This window comes from Paraburkholderia sp. BGA-UO-ETr-F21 (assembly GCF_059567925.1).
The window spans coordinates 231,310-251,609 of sequence record NZ_JCAQOY010000040.1 but is presented as its reverse complement, the minus strand read 5'-3'; the positions used below and the strand labels follow the sequence as shown (position 1 = coordinate 251,609).

The following is a 20,300-nucleotide window of genomic DNA, read 5'->3' as shown; positions in this document are numbered from 1 at the left end:
GAGCGACACCTTAGCGTGCGAAACACGTCATGGTATTGCAAAGTGCGTCACGGCATTGTCTGAACTCGACATGGTTTCGCTCAGCGCTGAGGTTTGTCGGCGAACCATGTCTCGACACGTCCGTAGAGATCGAGAAAGCGGGCGTAGCGTTCTGCAAGCGCTGCATCGCCTTGCGGACCGGCGACACGAGTCGCGCCGGGCGCGAGCGCCGCGAGATCGCTCGCGTGCCAGTGCCCGCTTGCGAGACCGCCGAGCATGGCCGCGCCGCGCGGCGCCGCGTTCGGACAATCGACCGCGTGCAGCTCGACATTCAACGCATCGGCCAGCAACTGGCGCCAGCGCGCGTCGATGGAACCGCCGCCCGCCAGCTTCAATGCGCTCACCGTCGCGCCGCTCGCGCGAATCGCGTCGAGCCCGGCGCGCAGCGAGAACGCGACGCCTTCGAACGCGGCGCGCATCATCGTGCCGCGCGTATGATCGAGCGCGAGGCCGAGCCAGCCGCCGCGCGCCATCGGATTGAGCCAAGGCGTGCGTTCGCCCGTGAGGTAAGGCAGGAACGTGAGGCCGGATGCGGCCGTTGGGCTCGCAACCGCTGCGTCGCCGAACGCATCACGATACGCATCGGCCCACTCATAGGAGAGCCAACCGCGTACACGTTCGAGCGCGATGCCGACGTTCTGCATCGCCGCCATCCGATACCAGTGATCGCTCGCTGCCCGATAGCGGTGCAAGCCCCTGACTGCAGCGGGCGCGTGTTCGGCCAGCACGACGATTTGTCCGCCGGTGCCGGTGGTGAGCAAGGCGTCGCCGTCGCGAGCGAGTCCGCTGCCGAGAGCGGCGCAAGGCGTATCGGCAGCGCCGGTGGCGAGCACGATGCCGGCGCGCAGACCCAGCGCCTGCGCAGCCTGCTCCGATAGCACGCCCCCTGCGGCGTAAGACGGCGCGAGCGGCGCGAACCACTCATGCGGAATTCCGAGCCGGGCGAGCAGCGCCGCGTCCCACACGCCGGCGGGATCGGCGAGCGCGGTGGCGCAGGCATCGGAGGGATCGGTCGCGATCGCGCCGCCCAGCGCGACGCGCAGCCAGTCTTTCGGTTGCAGCGCCCAACGAGTGCGGCTCGCGGATTGCGGTTCGTGCAACACGATCCAGCGCAGCAGCGGACCGGCCATGCCGGGCGCAACCGGATTCGGCTGCGGCTCGGGCCACTCGCCGAGCAAGGCCAGCGCGCGCGTGTCGGGCCACAGCATGGCGGGCCGCACGGCTTCGCCCGCTGCGTCGATCAGCACGACGCCGTGCATCTGCCCGGAAAAGCCGATGGCCCGCACATCGCGGCGCAATCCGTCAGGCAAACGCGCGGCGGCTTCGCATAGCGCGCGCCACCACGTTTGCACCGACGTCTCGGCCCAACCCGCATGCGGCGTTTCGATTGCATAAGCGACGCTCGCCACCGCCCGCTCGCGACTGTTTTCGTCGACGATCGCTACTTTGAGAGAGCCGGTGCCGAGGTCGATGCCGAGAAAACTCATGGATGATTGTGCGTGAAATTGTGGACCGAGATGGGCACGCGAAAGCGTGCTCAAAAAGCGTATTTTCTCTGCCCGGCGCACCGCTTCGGAAACGCGCCCGAATGCACGCAAAAAATCCCGAATCGCGGGTTAACCCGTCTACGCTGCGAGCCGCGTCAAAACAGGACTATGCGCCCAGTGAGATACACCTCATTGATTCTCACACATATCGCGTCAAGTCGGGTTCGCGCGGCGCGCGGCCTCGCATCGCTGCTGCAAGGGGCTGACCGCCGATGGACGACGTTCACACCTTTATATTGGCTTTCAAAAGGCGCGCTCGCATATCGTCACCGGGAATGCCGGAATAGGCCCCAGTGGTCTTGTTGCACCTTTTCGTCCCCGATACCTTGGAGCCATCCCAAAAACCAGATGGTGGAGACAGACGATATGCAATCGAACACGGTTCACCCGTGCGACGAGCGACTGCCCGCAGGCCAGTTGCTCACCCTCGGTATTCAGCACGTTCTGGTGATGTACGCCGGCGCGGTCGCGGTCCCGCTGATCATCGGCGCGGCGCTCAAGTTGCCGAAAGATCAGATCGCGTTCCTGATTAGCGCCGACCTGTTTTCCTGCGGCATCGCCACGCTGATTCAGACACTCGGTCTGTGGATTTTCGGCATCCGTCTGCCGGTCATCATGGGTTGCACGTTCGCGGCAGTCGGTCCGATGGTCGCGATCGGCACCAATCCTTCGCTCGGCATTCTGGACATCTTCGGCTCGACCATCGCGGCCGGTGTGGTCGGCATCCTGCTCGCGCCCGCGGTAGGCAAGTTGCTGCGCTTCTTCCCGCCGGTCGTGATCGGCGTGGTGATCTCGGTGATCGGTCTGTCGCTGATGGAAGTCGGCATCAACTGGGCGGCTGGCGGCGTAGGCAATCCCGATTACGGCAACCCGGTCTATCTCGGTCTCTCGCTGATCGTGCTGATGCTGATTCTGTTGATCAACAAGTTCGCCAAGGGTTTCCTCGCCAATATCTCGGTGCTGCTCGGTATCGTCGCGGGCTTCGTGATCGCGCTGGTGCTCGGCCGCGTGAACATGGAAGGCGTCACGCATGCGCCGTGGGTCGGCTTCGTCATGCCGTTCCACTTCGGCCTGCCGCACTTCGACCCGCTGTCGATCGCAACGATGGTCACCGTCATGTTCGTCACCTTCATCGAATCGACCGGTATGTTTCTCGCGGTCGGCGACATGGTGGATCGTCCGGTCGATCAGAAGACGCTGGTGCGCGGTCTGCGTGTCGACGGTCTGGGCACGTTGATCGGTGGCATCTTCAACTCGTTCCCGCATACCTCGTTCTCGCAGAATGTCGGCCTGATTGGCGTGACTGGCGTGAAGAGCCGTTTTGTGTGCGCCATGGGCGGCGTGATCCTGGTGCTGCTGGGTCTGTTCCCGAAGATGGCGCAAGTGGTCGCCTCGGTGCCGCCGTTCGTGCTCGGCGGCGCGGGCATCGTCATGTTCGGCATGGTCGCGGCGAACGGCATCAAGGTGCTCTCGAAGGTCGACTTCGTGAAGAACCACCACAACCTGTTCATCGTCGCGGTCAGTATCGGCCTGGGGCTCGTGCCGGTGGTGTCGCCGCACTTCTTCTCGAAGCTGCCGCCGGCGCTCTCGCCGCTGCTGCATAGCGGGATTCTGCTGGCTTCGGTGTCGGCGGTCGTGCTGAACCTGATCTTCAACGGCGTGAAGAGCGAGAAGAAGGCACGCTGCGAAATTCGCAGCGCCGGTCACGATTTCGACGGACGCGGCGGCAATGAACCGCGAAGCGACGAGATGCTACGCGCCGCGGACCTGCACTGAGCGGCACGCAATCAGGCGCCGCGCGAGCCACTTCGCGCGAGCGCCGCGGATAAAAAAAGCCACGGCATGCCGTGGCTTTTTTATGATCGGCTGCGCAAGACGGTTTCGGTGAAACAGAAAACCACCGTGCGCGCCTCAAACTACAAGACTTAACCCGCCGTAGCCGCCGAAGCCGCCACCGGCGCACTCGCTGCGCCGTAGTCAACCGGTGCGTCGGCCGGACGCGGCTGATCGCCGTTATGCTCGACCCAGCCGCCACCAAGCGCCTGATACAACGTCACGAGGTTCTGCAGACGTTCCATCCGGGCAGTGACCAGCAACTGCTGCGACGAATACAGATCCGTCTGCGCAGTCAGCACAGACAGATAACTGTCGACGCCGTTCGTATAGCGCAGATTCGACAGATCCAGCCGGCGTTGTTCCGCAAAGGTATTGCGCTCCAGCGCCTGGATCTGCTGATCGTACGTGCCGCGCGCCGCCAAGGCATCCGCCACTTCGCGGAAGGCCGTCTGGATCGCCTTCTCATACGTGGCGATCTGGACTTTCTTCTGGATGTTGGCGAGATCGAGGTTGGCGAGATTCTGTCCGCCCTCGAAGATCGGCAGCGTGATCGACGGCGCGAAGCTCCACGCCGCCGACCCCGGCTTGAACAGACCGCCGAGCGATGGGCTCAGCGTGCCGAAGCTGCCCGTCAGCGACACCTTCGGGAAGAACGCGGCACGCGCTGCGCCAATGTTCGCGTTGGCGGCCAGCAGATTCTCTTCGGCCTCCATGATGTCGGGACGACGCGTCAACAGATCGGACGGCAAACCCGCCGGAATGTCCGTGAGCAGATTCTGGTTGTCCAACGTCATGCCCGGCGGCAGATCCTCCGGCAACGGCTCGCCGAGCAACAGCACGAGCGCGTTATCCGCCTGAGCCCGCAGACGCTGCTGCTGCTGCAGGTTGGCCAAAGCCTGCTCGACCACCGTTTGCGACTGACGCAGATCCAGTTCCGAACCCGTACCGTTGTCGAATTGCAGCTTGGCGATCCGATACGATTCCTGCGAAGTCTTCAGCGTGTTCTGCGTGACCTTCAACAGATCGTCGAGTTCGAGCACCGTCATGTACTGGTTCGCGACCTGCGAGACCAGCGAGATTTCCGCCGCCTTGCGGGCTTGGGCCGTGGCCAGATACTGCGCCAACGCCTGATCCTTCAGGCTTTGAATCCGCCCGAAGAAGTCGATTTCCCACGACGCATTCAGACCCACCGAGTACGAGTTGGAAATCGTCTGGCCGAAGGTCGACAGGTCCTTCGGTGTACGCGATTTGCTTTGCGAAGCCGCAGCGTCGAGCGTCGGCAGCAACTCGGCGCGAACGATCCGGAACTGCGCCGCCGACGCCTGCATGTTCAGCACCGACACGCGCAGATCGCGGTTGTTCTTCAGCGCGATCTCGATCAACCGCTGCATGCGCGGATCGACGAAGAAATCGCGCCAGCCGATATCCGCCGCGGCCTGGCCGTTGGCGGTGCGCGCGGCGCCGGTTGCGCCGGGCTGTTGCTGGCCCGGCTGGGTCGCGCCCGGCTGCGTGTCGTACACGCCGCCGGTCGGGAAGGTGCTCGTCGTGGGCACGGCGGGGCGCTCGTACTTCGGCGCCATCGTGCACCCAGCGGCGAACAGCGCGACCGCCACTGCAATCAGAGAGTGTTTTTGCATCTCAATGTCCGTCCTTGCCCGAGCCTTCACCAGTTGAACCGCCACCTTGCGGGTCATGCGGATGGTGCTGGTTGTAGTGTGCGAGCGCCTCATCCGGGTCTTCCTTCTCACCGCCGAATTTCGCGCGGATCACCACGAAGAACATCGGGATCATGAAAATCGCGAGGAAGGTCGCCGTCAACATCCCGCCGATCACGCCGGTACCGATCGCGTGCTGGCTGGCCGAACCCGCGCCGTTACTGATGGCGAGCGGCATCACGCCGAGAATGAACGCGAGCGAGGTCATCAGAATCGGACGCAACCGCAGACGCGCTGCTTCCAGCGCCGCCTCGATCGGCCCCATGCCTTCACCCTGCTGCAACTCGCGGGCGAATTCCACGATCAGAATCGCGTTCTTCGCCGACAGACCCACCGTGGTCAACAGACCCACCTGGAAGAACACGTCGTTCTCGAGCCCACGCAGCGTGGCGGCCAGCAGTGCGCCGATCACACCGAGCGGCACCACCATGATCACCGAGAACGGGATCGACCAGCTTTCATACAGCGCCGCGAGACACAGGAACACGACGAGAATCGAGATGCCGTACAGAATCGGCGCCTGCGAACCGGACTGGCGTTCCTGCAACGACAGGCCCGTCCATTCGTAGCCGACACCCGCCGGCAGCTTCGCCACGAGCGCTTCCATCGCCGTCATGGCCTGACCGGTCGACTTGCCCGGTGCCGCCGCGCCCTGGATTTCCACCGCGGAAATACCGTTGTAGCGCTCCAGCTTCGGCGAACCGTAGGTCCACGTGCCGCTGGCGAACGACGAGAACGGCACCATGCCACCCGCGGTATTGCGTACGTACCACGCGTTCAGGTCTTCCGGCTTCATACGGAACGGCGCATCGCCCTGCAGATACACCTTCTTGATCCGGCCATCGGTATCGAGGAAGTTGTTCACGTACTGCGACGCCCACGCGATCGAGAACGTCTGGTCGATCGCGGACAGCGACACGCCGAGGGCCGAAGCTTTCTCGTGGTCGATGTTCACCTTGAACTGCGGCGTGTCATTCAGGCCGTTCGGACGCACCTGAGCCAGCGTCGGATCTTTCGCCGCCATGCCCAGCAACATATTGCGTGCTTCCATCAGCTTTTCGTGACCGACGCCCGCGCGATCCTGCAATTCGAAGTCGAAACCCGCGGCGGTGCCGAGTTCAGGAATCGACGGCGGATTCACCGGATACACCAACGCGTTCTTGTAGCTGCCGAAGTGCATGAAGAGACGGCCCACCAGCGCCTGCACCTTCTGGTCCGAGTGCTGACGCACGGCGTAGTCCTTCATCCGCACGAACACGAGACCCGCGTTCTGGCCGCGACCGGCGAAGCTGAAACCGTTCACGGTGAAGGTCGATTCGACGATGCCCTTCTCGGTATTGAGCAGGTAGTCGGACACGTCCTTCAGCGCGCGCGCCGTGGTTTCCTGCGTCGAGCCCGACGGCGTTTGCACCAGCACGAACATCGTGCCCTGGTCTTCGTCAGGCAGGAACGACTTCGGCAACTTCACGAACAGCAGGCCAACCGCGAAGATCACCACCATATAGATGATCAGCCAACGGCCCGAGCGCTTGATCACGTGGTGCACGCCCGAGTGATACTTGTCGCGGCTGCGGTTGAAGGTGCGGTTGAACCAGCCGAAGAAACCGGTGGTCTTTTCCTGGTGACCCTTTTCGATCGGCTTGAGGATCGTCGCGCACAATGCCGGCGTCAGAATCAACGCGACGAGCACGGACAGCACCATCGCCGCCACGATCGTCAGCGAGAACTGCCGGTAAATGGCGCCGACCGAACCGCCCGAGAACGCCACCGGCACGAACACCGCCGACAGCACGAGCGCCACGCCGACCAGCGCGCCGGTAATCTGATCCATTGCCTTGCGGGTGGCGTCACGAGGCGATAAGCCCTCCTCCTGCATCACCCGCTCGACGTTTTCCACCACCACGATCGCATCGTCCACCAGCAAGCCGATTGCCAGCACGAGCCCGAACATGGACAGCGTGTTGATCGAGAAGCCCACCAGACCCATGATCGCGAACGTGCCCAACAGCACCACCGGCACGGCGATCGTCGGGATCAGCGTGGCGCGCAGGTTCTGCAGGAACAGGTACATGACCAGGAACACCAGCACGATACCTTCCAGCAGCGTCTTGACCACTTCCTCGATCGACAGGCGCACGAACGGCGTGGTGTCGTACGGATACTGCACGACCAGACCGTGCGGGAAGTACTTCGACAGTTCGGCGACCTTCGCGCGCACCGCCTTGGCGGTGGCCAGCGCGTTCGCGCCGGTTGCGAGCTGAATACCGAAGCCTGCCGTCGGCTGACCGTTGTACTTGGTGTCGAAGTTGTAGTTTTCGCCACCCAGCTCGATGCGCGCGACGTCCTTGATACGAACTTGCGAACCGTCCGTGTTCACCTTCAGCAGCACGTTGCCGAACTGTTCAGGTGTATTCAGCAGCGTGGCTTCCGTGATGGTCGCCTGCAGCACCTGGCCCGGCACCGACGGCGTGCCGCCGAGCGAACCGCCCGCGACCTGCACGTTCTGCGCCGTCAACGCGGTTTCCACGTCCACCGGCGTGAGGCCGAAGTTGGTCAGCTTGTTCGCGTCGAGCCAGATCCGCATCGCGTACTGCGAGCCGAACAGCGTCACCGTGCCCACGCCGTCGATACGGCTGACCGGATCCTGAATGTTCGACGCGACGTAGTTCGCCAGGTCGTACTTGTTCATGCTGCCGTCTTCGGACACGAACGCCATGACCAGCAAGAAGCTGCTGCTCGACTTCGTGACCTTGGTGCCCAACTGCTGCACGGCTTGCGGCAAGAGTGGCGTGGCGAGTTGCAGCTTGTTCTGCACCTGCACCTGCGCAATGTCAGGATTGGTGCCGGCCGCGAACGTCAGCGTAATGGTTGCCGTACCCGAATCGTCCGAGGTGGACGACAGGTACAGCAAGTGGTCGAGACCACTCATCTGCTGCTCGATCACCTGCGTGACGGTGTTTTCCACCGTTTTCGCCGATGCGCCCGGGTACGTCGCGCTGATCTGCACAGCCGGCGGCGCGATGGTCGGGTACTGCGCGATCGGCAACGTAAAGACCGACGCGATACCCGCGAGCATCAGAATGATGGCGATCACCCATGCAAAAATCGGGCGATCAATGAAGAACTTTGCCATGAGGCGGGCTCCCTGTTATTACGCGCCCGATGCGGCGGAGGCAGGTTGTGCCGTCTGCGCAGCACCGCTGGCGGCCGGCGCGCCCTGAGCGGAGACGCCGGAAGCGGGTGTGGCGGGAAGTTGCGCGGCGACGGTCTTGACCTGCATGCCGGGCTTCGCCTTGTCGGTGCCCTGCACGATCACGCGGTCACCCGGATTCAGGCCGCTTTCGACCACCCAGTTCGAACCGTAAGTGCCCGACGTAGTCAACTGACGCAACACGACCTTGTTGTCGTTACCGACGACCAGCGCGGTCGGCTGACCCTTCTGGTCGTGCGTCACGCCGACTTGCGGCACGACGAGCGCGTGGTCGTTGACACCTTCTTCGATGCGCGCGCGCACGAACATGCCCGGCAGCAGCACCTTGTCGGCGTTCTTGAAGATGGCGCGCACCGTGACCGAACCGGTGCCCTGGTCGACGGTCACGTCGGTGAACTGCAGCTTGCCCTTTTCCGAATAGGTGCGGCCGTCTTCGAGAATCAGCGACACCTTGGCGGCGTCAGGACCGCTCGTCTTCAGACGGCCTTCCTGCATCTCGCGGCGCAGCTTCAGGCCGTCGAGGCTCGATTGCGTCAGGTCCACATAGACCGGGTCGAGTGTCTGCACGGTGGCCATCAGCGTGGCGGCGCTAGCCTGCACGTAGGCGCCGGGCGTGACTTGCGACACGCCGATCTGGCCGCTCACTGGCGAGACCACGTCCGTGTAGCCCAGATTGATCTGCGCGGTGTCGACCGCCGCCTTGCCCGCGGCCACGTCTGCCGCGGCCTGGCCTTCCGAGGCCACCGCGTTGTCGTAGTCCTGCTTGCTGACCGCGTTGGCGGCAACCAGCACCTTGTAGCGATTGGCCTGCGCGGTGGTGGACACGAGGTTGGCCTGCGCCTTCGCGAGCGTTGCCTTGGCGTTGTTCAGCGTGGCGATATACGGCGCCGGATCGATCTTGTACAGACGCTGACCCGCTTTGACCTGGCTGCCTTCGGTGAACTCGCGGCGCAGCACGATGCCGTCGACCCGTGCGCGCACTTGCGCGACGAGGAAGGCGCTCGTGCGGCCAGGCAACTCGGTGACGACGGGCACAGCCGTCGGCTGGACAGTGACAACGCCGACTTCGGGCGTTTGTGGCGGCGGCGCAGATTGTTTTGGCCCGCACGCTGCCAGCAATACGGCAGCCGTCGCGGCACTGATTAAGCGGAATGGAACCCGTTCGACGCGCATGGAGCGACCTCTGTCTAAGACTGAGAGAATGAAAAAGTGCGTGCATCCCTACGCCGGGGACGGTTGCGCACACATGCGTCTCGCGACGCTGACCGGATGCCCCATGCACGCAAACCGAACCTGCTGGGCATCCTCAACGAAATGCGCCATACCGGGGAAATGCCGCACGGCGCCGCCCATTCCGGCACGGCGCAAAGAGCGTTTTGAAAGGCAACAGTGACGGATATTAACGTGTCGTCACGGCTTGGGCTATCCGATCGTGGGATGCTATTATATATACATTCACGAATGCATGTAAAAGTGCGTTTACATCTCTTGCGGGCGGGGGGCTCGCAAGATCGCTTCACAATTCGCTCAGGCGTAGTCAGATTGTCATCGGGCGCACTTAAAAGTGCCCGGGAAAACCCCACAGTCAGGGCAGGTCATTCCAATATGGTCCGAAGAACCAAAGAAGAGGCGCTGGAGACGCGCAATAGCATTCTCGACGCCGCCGAGCGCGTTTTTTTCGAGAAGGGTGTTTCGCGTACGTCGCTCGCCGACATCGCGCAGGCTGCCGGCGTTACGCGCGGCGCGATTTACTGGCACTTCGCCCACAAAAGCGATCTGTTTACGGAGATGTTCGACCGCGTGCTGCTGCCGCTGGACGAACTCAAAGCCGCCTCGCTCGACCCCAACGAGCCCGATCCGCTCGGGCGCCTGATGGAAATCTGCAAGGTCTGCCTGCGCGACACGGCTAACGATCCGCGTCGCCGGCGCGTGTTCGACATCCTGTTTCTGAAATGCGAGCTGGTCGAGGAAATGGGCCCGGTAATGGTCCGCTATCAGACCAATATGCGCGAAGGGCTCACGAAAATCGAAGGCGGTCTGCGCAACGCCATCTCCAAGGGGCAAATGCCTGCGGATCTGGATACGAAGCTGGCGGCGGCCATGGTGCACGCGTTTGTCAGCGGTTCACTGCGCGACATGCTGTTCCTGCCCGACGCCACGGATTTCGGCACCCACGCCGTACAAATGGTCGAAGGCATGTTCGACGCGCTGAAGCTGAGCCCGGCGTTGCGCAACGGGCATGCGCGGCGCACAGCCGGCGCTTAGTTACGCCGCGGCCCGCCTCGCTCGGGCCTGCTGATTCGACGCATAGATATTGCCGCGCGGGAGCGCTGCCCCGCCTTGCACTGCCCCGATCCACTCGTCCGTGCTCGCCACCGCCGCGAAGCGCGAGTGCAGCACCACGCTGAATACCCGGTGAATATCTTGCGCGCTGGCGAAACCCGCGCTGTTTTCATACGGCACCGAGCCCGTCGCGTCGTGCAGAAACTCGACGGCGAGCCCGGCGTGAACCGCGTGGTTGATGGTCGACGCGTCGCAGTTGTGTGTCATGTAGCCCGTGACCGTCAGCGTGTCGATTTGACGCGCGGCGAGCCAGTCGGCCAGGTCGGTGCCGGTAAAGGCGCTCGGCAGGGACTTCTCCACATAATGATCGCGAGCCCGCTCGCCCACCACTGGATGCAGTTCCGCCCCGCTGCTGCCACGCGCGAATAACGGCGAACTGGCCGGCGCCAGATTCTGCACGACCACCACCGGCACGCCCGCGGCGCGCGCCGCATCCATTGCACGGCCAATGTTGGCGAGCGAGCTTTGCACGTCCGGGTATTCGATCGGCAGATCGCCGCTCACGTATTCGTTCTGCACATCGATGACGATCAGCGCGCGGCGCGGTGTGGCGGTCATGGCAAGACTCCTCGGTCGGGTAAAGGGATGGTTGGCGCCGCGCAGACTGACCCGGTCGGGGTTGGCCTGAGAACGAGCCGCGGCGGTAACTGCATTGTTCCCCCGCCGCCCACGTCGCGACAGCGACCCGAATGACAAGATTCGCTAGAATCGGGCCATCGTCGGATTTCACGAGGTGACTGATGGCCACGCCCGTTTCCGCTGCCGCGACACACGGCGCACCGCCCCGCCACGTCGTCGCGGTGGTCGCCTTCGACCGCATCAGTCCGTTCCACCTCTCGGTGCCGTGCGTAGTGTTCGGCGAGGACCGCAGCGGCGGCGGCGTGCCGGAGTTCGACTTCCGCGTCTGCGCCGCTGAAACAGGCGCGCTGACCACCACGGCCGGCTTTTCGATCGGCGTCACGCATGGACTCGAAGCCCTGGCCGATGCCGGCACGATCATCGTGCCGAGCTGGCGCGACCCGGCCGAAACGCCACCGGCCGCGCTGCTCGATGCGCTGCGCGCCGCCCATGCGCGCGGCGCGCAACTGGTCGGGCTGTGTCTCGGCGCATTCGTGCTGGCGGCCGCCGGCATCCTCGACGAGCGGCCGGCCTCGACGCACTGGGCATGGGCCGACGACTTCGCGCGCCGCTACCCGCGCGTGCGCCTCGACCCCAACGTGCTCTATGTCGACGACGGCAACGTGCTGACCTCGGCCGGCACGGCCGCCGGCCTCGACTGCTGTCTGCACGTGATGCGCAAGATGTGCGGCGCGCAAGTGGCCAATCATGTGGCGCGCCGGCTGGTGGTGCCGCCGCATCGGCAAGGCGGCCAGGCGCAATACGTTCAGCAACCCATGCCGCCGAATGTGCGCGGCGACCGGCTGTCGGGCCTGCTCGACTGGGTCAGCGGCAATCTGGCATTGCCGCACACGCTCGACTCGCTGGCAGGGCGCGCGCTGATGAGCCGGCGCACTTTCACGCGACGCTTCCGGCTCGCCACCGGCACGACCGTGGGCGCATGGCTGCTGGCGCAGCGGCTCGCACGCGCGCAGCAACTGCTGGAGGGGACCGACGAGTCGGTGGAAGCGATCGCGGGAATCGCGGGCTTCGGCTCGACCGCTTCGCTAAGGCAACATTTCGCGGAGACGTTTCGCACGTCGCCGTCCGCATGGCGGAGAGAATTTCGCGGCGTCTAACCGCGCGAGCGCGGCGCTAGTTGCGCCGACGACGTTTCGTAGCAGCCCACCGGAATTTCGTAGTCGCGCCGGCGCGACAGCAGCGATACGCGCCCCGCGCACCGGAACGACGCCAAAGCGACGCCAGCGACAAATATCAATGTTCGCTGATCCAGCGCGCCACATACAACAGCAGCGCCACCAGAAAGATCATCGCCGCCCAGGCCCAGTTCGGCACTGCGTGCGGACTGGGCTCGTGATGCGAGACCCCGTGAGAGTGTCCATGCGACGCGCTTGCCGCGCGGCCGGGCAACGCATTGCCGTGGTCCGGCCGCACACGCCGCGCCATGCCGCCAAGTGTGATCGGCCGCAGAAACACATGCTGACGGCGCACCGCCGAGCCCCGTGCACGGTTGGGCCCTTGCCCATGCTTGGCGCGCACGACAGCGTCGAACTCGGAGAAGAAGTCGTCGGCCAGTTGATGCAGGGCGTTTTCGAGTTGACGTGTCGGCAATTCGGCGAGCGGGCCGGACGAGGTTGCCCAGATCGTGTAGTCGATCCGCGTGCCGCGCGCCTTGTCGGCGCCATGCACGCCTTCGTCCGCGCGCAAGCGCACTTCGATCTGACCGCGCAACGCGCCGATGCCTTCGGCGCGCGCCTTGAAGTTGATGGTGCGGCGCTGTGCGTCTGCCGGGCCGGAATCCTGCCCGGCCACGTGGGCGCGTGCTTCATAACGCGCGCGCAGCGGGCCGAGCGGCACCGTCATGATCAGCTCGTATTCGCCATGCGCAAGGCGCGTGAACGACTCGCAGTTGTCGAGGCTGGCGCGTAATAGCGCGAGGTCTTGCAACGCCTCCCAAACCTCAGACGGCGCAAGCGGAATCCGTAACGCGTCGTTCAGTTCCATGGCAGCCTCCCCGATGAACGCGCGACAGCGGGATCAGGACGTCTGATCGATGCGGTCGACGCGCGATGCGTAAAACGCGAGATACCCTTTGATCGTGGCCGCCGACTCGAGCGGCGTTTCGTAGCTCCACACGGCGTTTTCGATCAGGCCGTCTTCCGTGCGCAGATGGAAGTACGACGCCTCACCCTTGAACGGGCAGTGCGACGTATGCGCCGATCGTTCGAGCCGCGCCATGTTCACGTCCGAACGCGGAAAATAGAATACGTCCGGCAAACCGGTTTCCGCCAGTGTCAGTCCCGCCTGCGTATCGGCCATGGTCACACCGCCGTGTATCACCCGCACCCGGTGATGGTTGCCGGTGATCACGATGGTGTGTCCGCCCGCACTCGTGCCCGGGCTTCCGTGAGGTGTCAAGGCATCGCTCATGTCTCGGCTCCGTGATGGTGTGCGGTCGTGCAAACAGTAAAGCCACGGGGCGTGCCCGTGGCTTCATTATCGGCCAAAGTCCGGCCGATTGCGCGACGTTCCTGCGCGGGGTACGAAGCTAGTCGCAACTCCGCGCAAAACGGCCTCACGCTTATTGCGTGTTCCAGTAGAACGCGGCCTTGGCGGTACCCTTGGCCGGGATCGTCACCGCCTTGGACTGGTCGCGATCCTTGTATTGCGCATGCACCGTGTAGCGGCCCGGGCGCAGTTTGACGAGCATATACGGCCCGCGTGACGTAGTCGTCAGCACTTCGCCGTTGTGCGCATCGACCACGCGCACGTGGACGTCGGCGAGAAAGTCGGAACCGGGGCCGGTGAAGCGCAGCGACAGGGGCCACTGGCTTTGCGCCTGCTGTAACGCCTTAGATTCGTCGAGGCCGACGCCGCCCGACACGAACGAGACATCGCCTTGCTGCTGGATTTGCGGCAAGCCGCCACCGTTGGCGTTACCCGCGCTGGTTTGATCCGTGGTCGTGCCGCCGGTCGTGTCGCTTGCCTGCTGTGCATACGCGCCACCCGCCAGACCGAGCGTGAGCGCTGCGCACACCGCAGCGGCTACGAGCCTTCGCTGATTGCGTTGGGTTTTCATCGGTTCGCTCCTTGTTGAGGTCTTATCCCTGCTTCTCCGGCACCCCGCGATGGGCCCGGACCAAGGTAGACGCAACCTGCGTGCCAAGCCGCCGGCGCGTCATCTGGAAAACCGCTGCGCGCCACGCCAGGTGGCGCGCAACGCCCTACTTTATAGTTGGCACCAAATGAAAATTGCCGGTCCGCTGGCAGTAAATGCAACGGGACCGGCAAGCATTACTTCAATTGAGGTCGAAGCGGCAAGCCGTCGGTCAAACGGCCGCCCGGCCGCCGACCGGTACAGCCGCCGCGCTCACCCGATCAGCCGAGATCGACCGGAACGAAGATCTGCGCGTTATCGCGCTGGATCAGCAACGCGATGCTGTTGCCGGCACCGGCGATCATCTGCTTCAACTGATCGACGCTCGAAATGGGCCGGCCATTGACCGCCAGAATCACGTCGCCCGGCTGGATGCCGGCGCTTTCCGCCGCGCCGCCTGACTGCTGCACGAGCAGACCGTGCGACACCGACGCACCGCTCTTTTCTTCCGGCGTCAGCGGCCGCACTGCCACGCCGAGGCGGCCTTGCAACTGGGTCGGCTGATCGGCCTTGTCTGACGCCACCTTCGCATCCGACAACGAGCCGATGGTCACCTTCAGGTCCTTGGTGGCCTTGTCGCGCCATACCTGCACGGTCGCCGAACTGCCCGGCGCGAGACCCGCAACCTGCGACGGCAGATCGGACGAGTCGCCAACGGGCTCGCCGTTCACCGACAGGATCACGTCGCCCGGCTGCAGACCGCCCTTGGCGGCCGGGCCGCCCGGATCGACCGAGCTAACCAGCGCACCTTGCGGCTTCTGCATGCCGAACGAATCGGCCAGCGTCTGGTTCATGCCCTGCACCGCCACGCCGAGGCGGCCGCGACTCACGTGACCGGTCTTGACGATGTCGTCCTTGACCTTGATCGCTTCATTGATCGGGATAGCGAACGAAAGGCCCTGGAAGCCGCCCGTCTGCGAATAGATCATCGAATTGATGCCGATGACTTCGCCTTGCAGATTGAACAACGGGCCGCCCGAGTTGCCGGGGTTCACCGGCACGTCGGTCTGAATGAACGGCGTGTAGTTTTCGTTAGGCAGCGAGCGCGACTTGGCGCTGATGATGCCCGAGGTCACCGTGTTGTCGAAACCGTAAGGCGAACCGATCGCGACGACCCACTGGCCGACCTTGCTTTGACGCGGGTCGCCGATCTTCACGGTCGGCAGATTGCTCGCGTCGATCTTCAGCACGGCGACGTCGGACTGCTTGTCGGCGCCGACCACCTTTGCGCGGAATTCGCGCTTGTCGGTCAGCTTCACCGTGACGACGTTCGCGCCGTCCACCACGTGCGCATTGGTCAGGATGTAGCCGTCATTGCTGACGATGAACCCCGAGCCCAGGCTCGCGCTCGGCTGATCGGGCGCGTCGCCGCCGTCGCCGCCCTGCATGCCGGGCATGCCGCCGAAGAAGTGCTTGTAGAACTGGTAGAACGGGTCGCTCGGATCGATCGGCAACTGGTTGCCGCCGCCGTTGCCATTACCGGAATTGCCGCGCAGCGCCGTCTGCTTGACGACATGTTTCGCGCTGATGTTGACGACCGCCGGACCGTAGGTTTCGACGAGGCCCGAGAAGTCGGGAATGCCGGTTTTGGCGGCGGCTTCGGCGGGCATCATCGCGGCTTGCGCCGGCGTGATCACCTGCGGCGCGGGCACGTCGCGATGCCCCGCCACATAGCCGGCGGAGAGCGCCACGGCGACAGCCACTGCAACAGCGCTGCGGGACAAGGTTTTCGCGTTCATCGTGTACTCCTGACTGGGAGAAAGAGACTTTGGATGTCTCGAAGCGTACGTGGCGTCACTTAAAAGAGTCTTAAGCAGCGACAGATCGCTTCCATCCTGTTTTCGAGGCGCTATTGCAGCGTTGCACAAGCCTCGATCAAAGCCTCTTACGAACTGAAAGCCCGTCCTTCAAAAACGCACGCTGACCTGCAAGCCGCCCGCCGGCGATTCGTCGAGCGAGACGGCCGCATGATGCTGCACGGCGATGCGGCGCACGATCGCGAGACCCAGACCGCTACCCGCCACGTCGGTCCGCGTGCGGTTCGCACTGGCGCCCGCGCGATAGAAACGGTCGAACACGCGATCGCGTTCCGCCGGATCGATCCCCGGGCCGCTGTCGGCGATCCGCACGACCGGGTGTCCCTCTTCCACACGCAGAACGACATCCACATGTCCGCCGCGCGGCGTGTATTTGGTTGCGTTATCCACGAGATTGTTGAACATCACGCGCAGCGCGTCGGCGTCGCCGATCACGGTGGCGGATTCCGTCGCCTCGATGCCGAGATCGACGCCGCGATTCTGCGCGAGCGGCGCGTAAGCCAGCACACATTCTTCGAGCAGCGCGCGCAGATCGATCGCGTCGGTGGCGGCGAGGCCGTCCGGCTCGGAACGCGCGAGCGCCAGCAGTTGTTCGGCAAGACGCGTGGCGCGCGTCACGCCCGCTTGCAGATCGGCGAGCGCTTCGCTGCGGCCGGCTTCGTCTTTCGCGCGCGCCACGAGTTGCGCCTGAATCTGCACGGCGGCCAGCGGCGTGCGCAATTCATGCGCCGCGTCGGCGACGAATGCCTTCTGAATATCGAGCGCGGTGGCGAGCCGTTCGAGCAGCCCGTTCAGCGCGCGCACGAGCGGCTGCACTTCGAGCGGCAGACGCTGGTCTGGCAAAGGATCGAGTGCCTCGGGATGACGCGCGTCGAGTGCGCTCGTCACGCGGCGCAGCGGCCTGAGTCCGCGTCCGACGATCACCCACACCGCGAGCCCCAGCAACGGCAGCAGCACGATCAACGGCCACAGCGTGCGCAGCGCGACATTCGCGGCAAGCCGGTTACGCACGGACACCGGCTGCGCCAGCTGCACCACGTTATCGCCGACGATCGCGCCATACACGCGCCACTCGCCGCGATCCGTGTGCTCGGTCGAAAATCCGAGCTCGGCGCGCGGCGCGAGCGGCGCACGCGGACGCGAGTAGTACATCAGCACGCCGTTGCGATTCCAGATTTGCAGCACGATGCCTTCGTCGCCGGTGTCGCGCGAACCCAGCACCTGCGAGAACGGTTCCGACGGCAGCGCCGCGGCGATCTGCTCCAACTGGTAATCGAAGAGTTCGTTGGCTTCGGCAAGCGCTTGCCGGTAAATCAGCCAACCCGCGATGCCGACACCGAGCAGCACCAGCGCCAGCAGCCAGACCAGCAATTGACGGCGGATCGAACGCATCGGCTCAGGCGTCCTTAGCGATCATGTAGCCCAGACCGCGTACGTTGCGGATCAAGTCCGCACCGAGTTTCTTGCGCAGCGCGTGAATGTAGACCTCGACGGTATTGCTGCCGATCTCCTCACCCCAGCCGTACATTTTTTCTTCGAGCTGGCTCTTCGAGAGCACGGCGCCGGGACGCGCGAGCAGCGCCTCGAGCAGCGCGAATTCACGCGCCGACAACGCCACCGGCGAGCCGTCGAGCGTGACCTGATGCGAGGCGGGATCGAGCGTCAGATTGCCCAGGCGGATGGTCGAATCGCTGCGCCCGGATTGACGGCGAATCAGCGCGCGCATGCGGGCGCCGAGTTCGTCGAGATCGAAAGGCTTGACGAGGTAGTCGTCGGCGCCGGCGTCGAGGCCCTTGACGCGATCCGCCACGGCGTCGCGCGCGGTGACGATCAGCACCGGCAACGCATGGCCGCGCGCGCGCAGCGTGCGCAGCACGTCGAGACCGTCGCGCTTGGGCAGCCCGAGGTCGAGCAGTACCAGATCGTAAGGCTGGCTGGCCGCTGCGCTGAGCGCTGCTTCCCCGTCTTCCACCCAGTCGACCGCGAAGCCTTCGCCGCGCAGCGCCTTGCGCACGCCTTCGGCGATCATCCGGTCGTCTTCGACTAGCAAGATGCGCATGGTTATCCGTTCCGAATCGTTCGATGATGCCGCATTCTAGCGCCCGCCTCAGGCATGTGCGGCGCGTGGCGCATTTTCCACCGCAGCCTCGCGGCATGTCACTACAATGGGCGCTTTGCGTCGCGCGTCCGGCGATTCGTCCGTGTATCACGCGACGCCCTGCCGCGACCCGGATTACCGCGTGCCCCACGCCCTGACATTTTGCTTTTTCGCCCGTCCATGACGCACGCTTTTCTGTCTTCTCTCGCACGCCGCGTGCGCCTTGCCGCGCAGCGTCCGGGTTTCCCGTCTGCTTCTAGTGCTTCCACTGTTCCCACTGTTTGCGCATCTCGGCTGCCTCGCCGCTTCGCGCCGCGCGTGAGCGCCTGGCTGCTCGCCTGCGTCGCGCTCGGCTGCAGCGCCTCGCTGCCGCTCGCCGCGCAGGCTCGCGTCAAGGCCGCGCATCCGAGCGTCAACGTCACCACGGTATTGCCGCCGCAAGTGATGGCCGGCTTGCAGCGCGCACACGTGCCGCTGTCGTCGATCAGCGTGGTGGTGGAGAAAGTCGGCGACCGCACGCCGATCGTCGCGCTGAACGCAGGCAAGCCGATGATGCCCGCCTCGACCATGAAGCTCGTCACCACGTACTCGGGCCTGTCCATGCTCGGCCCCGACTACCGCTGGCGCACGAGCGCCTATACGGACGGCACGGTCGACGCCAACGGCGTGCTGCACGGCAACCTCTACATTCAAGGCACGGGCGACCCGAAGCTCGTGCCGGAAGAACTGATCGATCTCGTCCAGAAGATTCACAAGGCGGGCATCAACGGCATAGACGGCGCGCTGGTGCTCGACAAGCGCTACTTCGATCCGTCCACGCGCGACCTGCCGCCGTTCGACGACGACGCCACCGCGCCGTACAACGTCGGCCCCGATCCGCTGCTCTACGCGTTCAAATCGCTGTCCTTCACACTGACGCCGTCGCCCGACGGCAGCGTCGCGATCGACGTGCTGCCCGCGCTCGCGCAGTTACAGATCGACAACCAGATGCACGCTGTCAACGGTCCATGCCGCGGCGACGCGGCCTCCGTGTCGCCCACCGTCACGCCGCAGCCGAACGGCACCGTCGTCGCCTCGTTCGACGGCGACTATTCGGTGCGCTGCGGCCCGCGCACGATCAACGTCGCGGTGCTCGATCACTCGGCATTTTTCGCGGGCGGTTTTCTCGCCCTGTGGCAACAGACCGGCGGCACGTTCAGCGGCGCGACGCGCGAAGGCGCCGTACCCGTGGGCGCCAAACTCGTGGCGACACACCAGGGGCCGATGCTGTCCGACATCGTTCGCGACATCAACAAATTCAGCAACAACACGATGGCGCGCAATCTGTTCCTGACGATCGGCGCGGCCGAGGAAAAGGGTCCCGCCACGCCCGCCAAGTCGGCGCGTGCAATCGAGGCGTTTCTGCGCCGCGACAGCATCAACATGGAGTATCTGACGCTCGACAACGGCTCGGGCCTCTCGCGCGACGAGCACATCACCGCACTCGCGCTCGCCGATCTGCTGCAACGGGCCAACGCGAGTCCGGTCGCGCAGGTGTTCGTGGAGTCGCTGCCGATCGCGGGCGTAGACGGCACCATGCGCAACCGGCTGACCAACCAGGGCGCGGGCGGCAACGCGCATATCAAGACCGGCACGTTGCGCGACGTTCGGGCAATCGCGGGCTATGTGGCCTCGGCTGACGGCAATAGTTACGTGGTCGTCAGCCTGATCAACGATCCGCATTCAGAAGCCGCTCGCGCTGCGCATGATGCGCTGCTCGAATGGGTGTACCAAGGCCCGTCTCAAGGTTTCACCAAAGTTTCCGATCCCGTCGTCGAACCGCGCAGCAGCAAGCCCAGGAAAAACCCGCACCAGCGCGGCGCTCACTGAGTGTTCCTTCTAGCGAAGCCGCGCGCGGCAACGTCCTCTAGCGTGTACGC

Annotated in this window: 15 protein-coding genes; 4 read left to right on the top strand and 11 right to left on the bottom strand. The window is 64.6% G+C overall.

Translation table 11 applies throughout. The features are described from left to right. Nucleotides 1-80 precede the first annotated feature (80 nt). Nucleotides 81-1,526: a xylulokinase gene (locus AC57B1_RS33510; protein WP_496419867.1), complete on the bottom strand. Its 1,446-nt coding sequence runs from the start codon at nucleotides 1,524-1,526 to the stop codon at nucleotides 81-83. Between the two features lie 426 nt (nucleotides 1,527-1,952). Here AC57B1_RS33510 and AC57B1_RS33505 point away from each other — a divergent pair, with 426 nt between their 5' ends. Then, nucleotides 1,953-3,362, top strand: coding sequence for a nucleobase:cation symporter-2 family protein (locus AC57B1_RS33505; RefSeq protein ID WP_091801041.1), 1,410 nt, complete (start codon nucleotides 1,953-1,955; stop codon nucleotides 3,360-3,362). A gap of 149 nt (nucleotides 3,363-3,511) precedes the next feature. Here the strand turns inward: AC57B1_RS33505 and AC57B1_RS33500 are convergent, their stop codons facing one another. Genes AC57B1_RS33500 through AC57B1_RS33490 form a run of 3 tightly spaced genes read right to left on the bottom strand, consistent with a single transcriptional unit; the run spans nucleotide 3,512 to nucleotide 9,521 of the window. Next, entirely contained in the window at nucleotides 3,512-5,059 is a 1,548-nt protein-coding gene (locus AC57B1_RS33500) for an efflux transporter outer membrane subunit (RefSeq protein WP_408351588.1), read from the bottom strand. A 1-nt stretch (nucleotide 5,060) separates the two neighbouring features. Next, nucleotides 5,061-8,270, bottom strand: coding sequence for an efflux RND transporter permease subunit (locus tag AC57B1_RS33495; RefSeq protein ID WP_091799442.1), 3,210 nt, complete (start codon nucleotides 8,268-8,270; stop codon nucleotides 5,061-5,063). Between the two features lie 18 nt (nucleotides 8,271-8,288). Further along, the gene (locus AC57B1_RS33490; RefSeq protein WP_408351592.1) at nucleotides 8,289-9,521 is read right to left on the bottom strand and encodes an efflux RND transporter periplasmic adaptor subunit; all 1,233 of its coding nucleotides are present in this window, start codon (nucleotides 9,519-9,521) and stop codon (nucleotides 8,289-8,291) included. A 432-nt stretch (nucleotides 9,522-9,953) separates the two neighbouring features. Here AC57B1_RS33490 and AC57B1_RS33485 point away from each other — a divergent pair, with 432 nt between their 5' ends. Then, nucleotides 9,954-10,613: a TetR family transcriptional regulator gene (locus AC57B1_RS33485; RefSeq protein WP_408351595.1), complete on the top strand. Its 660-nt coding sequence runs from the start codon at nucleotides 9,954-9,956 to the stop codon at nucleotides 10,611-10,613. Here AC57B1_RS33485 and AC57B1_RS33480 read toward each other — a convergent pair whose 3' ends face one another. Beyond that, a complete protein-coding gene (locus AC57B1_RS33480) occupies nucleotides 10,614-11,249 on the bottom strand; it encodes a cysteine hydrolase family protein (protein WP_408351598.1) in 636 nt (211 codons plus the stop codon). It abuts the gene before it with no gap. Between the two features lie 182 nt (nucleotides 11,250-11,431). Between AC57B1_RS33480 and AC57B1_RS33475 the strand changes: the two genes are divergently transcribed. After that, nucleotides 11,432-12,427 (top strand): helix-turn-helix domain-containing protein, encoded by a 996-nt coding sequence (locus AC57B1_RS33475; RefSeq protein WP_408351601.1) that lies wholly within the window; start codon nucleotides 11,432-11,434, stop codon nucleotides 12,425-12,427. 136 nt (nucleotides 12,428-12,563) lie between these two features. On the opposite strand, the gene AC57B1_RS33470 is transcribed toward AC57B1_RS33475, so the two are convergent. The 6 genes from AC57B1_RS33470 to AC57B1_RS33445 all read right to left on the bottom strand — a co-directional run bounded on the left by AC57B1_RS33470 (nucleotide 12,564) and on the right by AC57B1_RS33445 (nucleotide 18,342). Continuing rightward, entirely contained in the window at nucleotides 12,564-13,313 is a 750-nt protein-coding gene (locus tag AC57B1_RS33470) for an SRPBCC family protein (RefSeq protein WP_496419866.1), read from the bottom strand. A 33-nt stretch (nucleotides 13,314-13,346) separates the two neighbouring features. Beyond that, nucleotides 13,347-13,739 (bottom strand): DUF427 domain-containing protein, encoded by a 393-nt coding sequence (locus AC57B1_RS33465; RefSeq protein WP_408295980.1) that lies wholly within the window; start codon nucleotides 13,737-13,739, stop codon nucleotides 13,347-13,349. A 151-nt stretch (nucleotides 13,740-13,890) separates the two neighbouring features. Further along, nucleotides 13,891-14,388: a peptidase associated/transthyretin-like domain-containing protein gene (locus AC57B1_RS33460; protein ID WP_408186544.1), complete on the bottom strand. Its 498-nt coding sequence runs from the start codon at nucleotides 14,386-14,388 to the stop codon at nucleotides 13,891-13,893. Nucleotides 14,389-14,687: 299 nt separating this feature from the next. Continuing rightward, nucleotides 14,688-16,205, bottom strand: a complete 1,518-nt coding sequence (locus AC57B1_RS33455; RefSeq protein WP_408186545.1) for a DegQ family serine endoprotease — start codon at nucleotides 16,203-16,205, stop codon at nucleotides 14,688-14,690. A gap of 168 nt (nucleotides 16,206-16,373) precedes the next feature. Beyond that, on the bottom strand, nucleotides 16,374-17,675 hold the full coding sequence (locus AC57B1_RS33450; protein WP_408351604.1) for an ATP-binding protein: 1,302 nt from the start codon (nucleotides 17,673-17,675) through the stop codon (nucleotides 16,374-16,376). Nucleotides 17,676-17,679: 4 nt separating this feature from the next. Next, on the bottom strand, nucleotides 17,680-18,342 hold the full coding sequence (locus AC57B1_RS33445) for a response regulator (protein ID WP_408186547.1): 663 nt from the start codon (nucleotides 18,340-18,342) through the stop codon (nucleotides 17,680-17,682). Nucleotides 18,343-18,561: 219 nt separating this feature from the next. Here AC57B1_RS33445 and dacB point away from each other — a divergent pair, with 219 nt between their 5' ends. Beyond that, nucleotides 18,562-20,250: a D-alanyl-D-alanine carboxypeptidase/D-alanyl-D-alanine endopeptidase gene (dacB, locus tag AC57B1_RS33440; RefSeq protein WP_496419865.1), complete on the top strand. Its 1,689-nt coding sequence runs from the start codon at nucleotides 18,562-18,564 to the stop codon at nucleotides 20,248-20,250. Nucleotides 20,251-20,300 lie beyond the last annotated feature (50 nt).

Coding starts and splice junctions, on each gene's coding strand:
- AC57B1_RS33510 (WP_496419867.1), bottom strand. CDS start 1,526: ATGAGTTTTCTCGGCATCGACCTCGGCACCGGCTCTCTCAAAGTAGCG.
- AC57B1_RS33505 (WP_091801041.1), top strand. CDS start 1,953: ATGCAATCGAACACGGTTCACCCGTGCGACGAGCGACTGCCCGCAGGC.
- AC57B1_RS33500 (WP_408351588.1), bottom strand. CDS start 5,059: ATGCAAAAACACTCTCTGATTGCAGTGGCGGTCGCGCTGTTCGCCGCT.
- AC57B1_RS33495 (WP_091799442.1), bottom strand. CDS start 8,270: ATGGCAAAGTTCTTCATTGATCGCCCGATTTTTGCATGGGTGATCGCC.
- AC57B1_RS33490 (WP_408351592.1), bottom strand. CDS start 9,521: ATGCGCGTCGAACGGGTTCCATTCCGCTTAATCAGTGCCGCGACGGCT.
- AC57B1_RS33485 (WP_408351595.1), top strand. CDS start 9,954: ATGGTCCGAAGAACCAAAGAAGAGGCGCTGGAGACGCGCAATAGCATT.
- AC57B1_RS33480 (WP_408351598.1), bottom strand. CDS start 11,249: ATGACCGCCACACCGCGCCGCGCGCTGATCGTCATCGATGTGCAGAAC.
- AC57B1_RS33475 (WP_408351601.1), top strand. CDS start 11,432: ATGGCCACGCCCGTTTCCGCTGCCGCGACACACGGCGCACCGCCCCGC.
- AC57B1_RS33470 (WP_496419866.1), bottom strand. CDS start 13,313: ATGGAACTGAACGACGCGTTACGGATTCCGCTTGCGCCGTCTGAGGTT.
- AC57B1_RS33465 (WP_408295980.1), bottom strand. CDS start 13,739: ATGAGCGATGCCTTGACACCTCACGGAAGCCCGGGCACGAGTGCGGGC.
- AC57B1_RS33460 (WP_408186544.1), bottom strand. CDS start 14,388: ATGAAAACCCAACGCAATCAGCGAAGGCTCGTAGCCGCTGCGGTGTGC.
- AC57B1_RS33455 (WP_408186545.1), bottom strand. CDS start 16,205: ATGAACGCGAAAACCTTGTCCCGCAGCGCTGTTGCAGTGGCTGTCGCC.
- AC57B1_RS33450 (WP_408351604.1), bottom strand. CDS start 17,675: ATGCGTTCGATCCGCCGTCAATTGCTGGTCTGGCTGCTGGCGCTGGTG.
- AC57B1_RS33445 (WP_408186547.1), bottom strand. CDS start 18,342: ATGCGCATCTTGCTAGTCGAAGACGACCGGATGATCGCCGAAGGCGTG.
- dacB (WP_496419865.1), top strand. CDS start 18,562: ATGACGCACGCTTTTCTGTCTTCTCTCGCACGCCGCGTGCGCCTTGCC.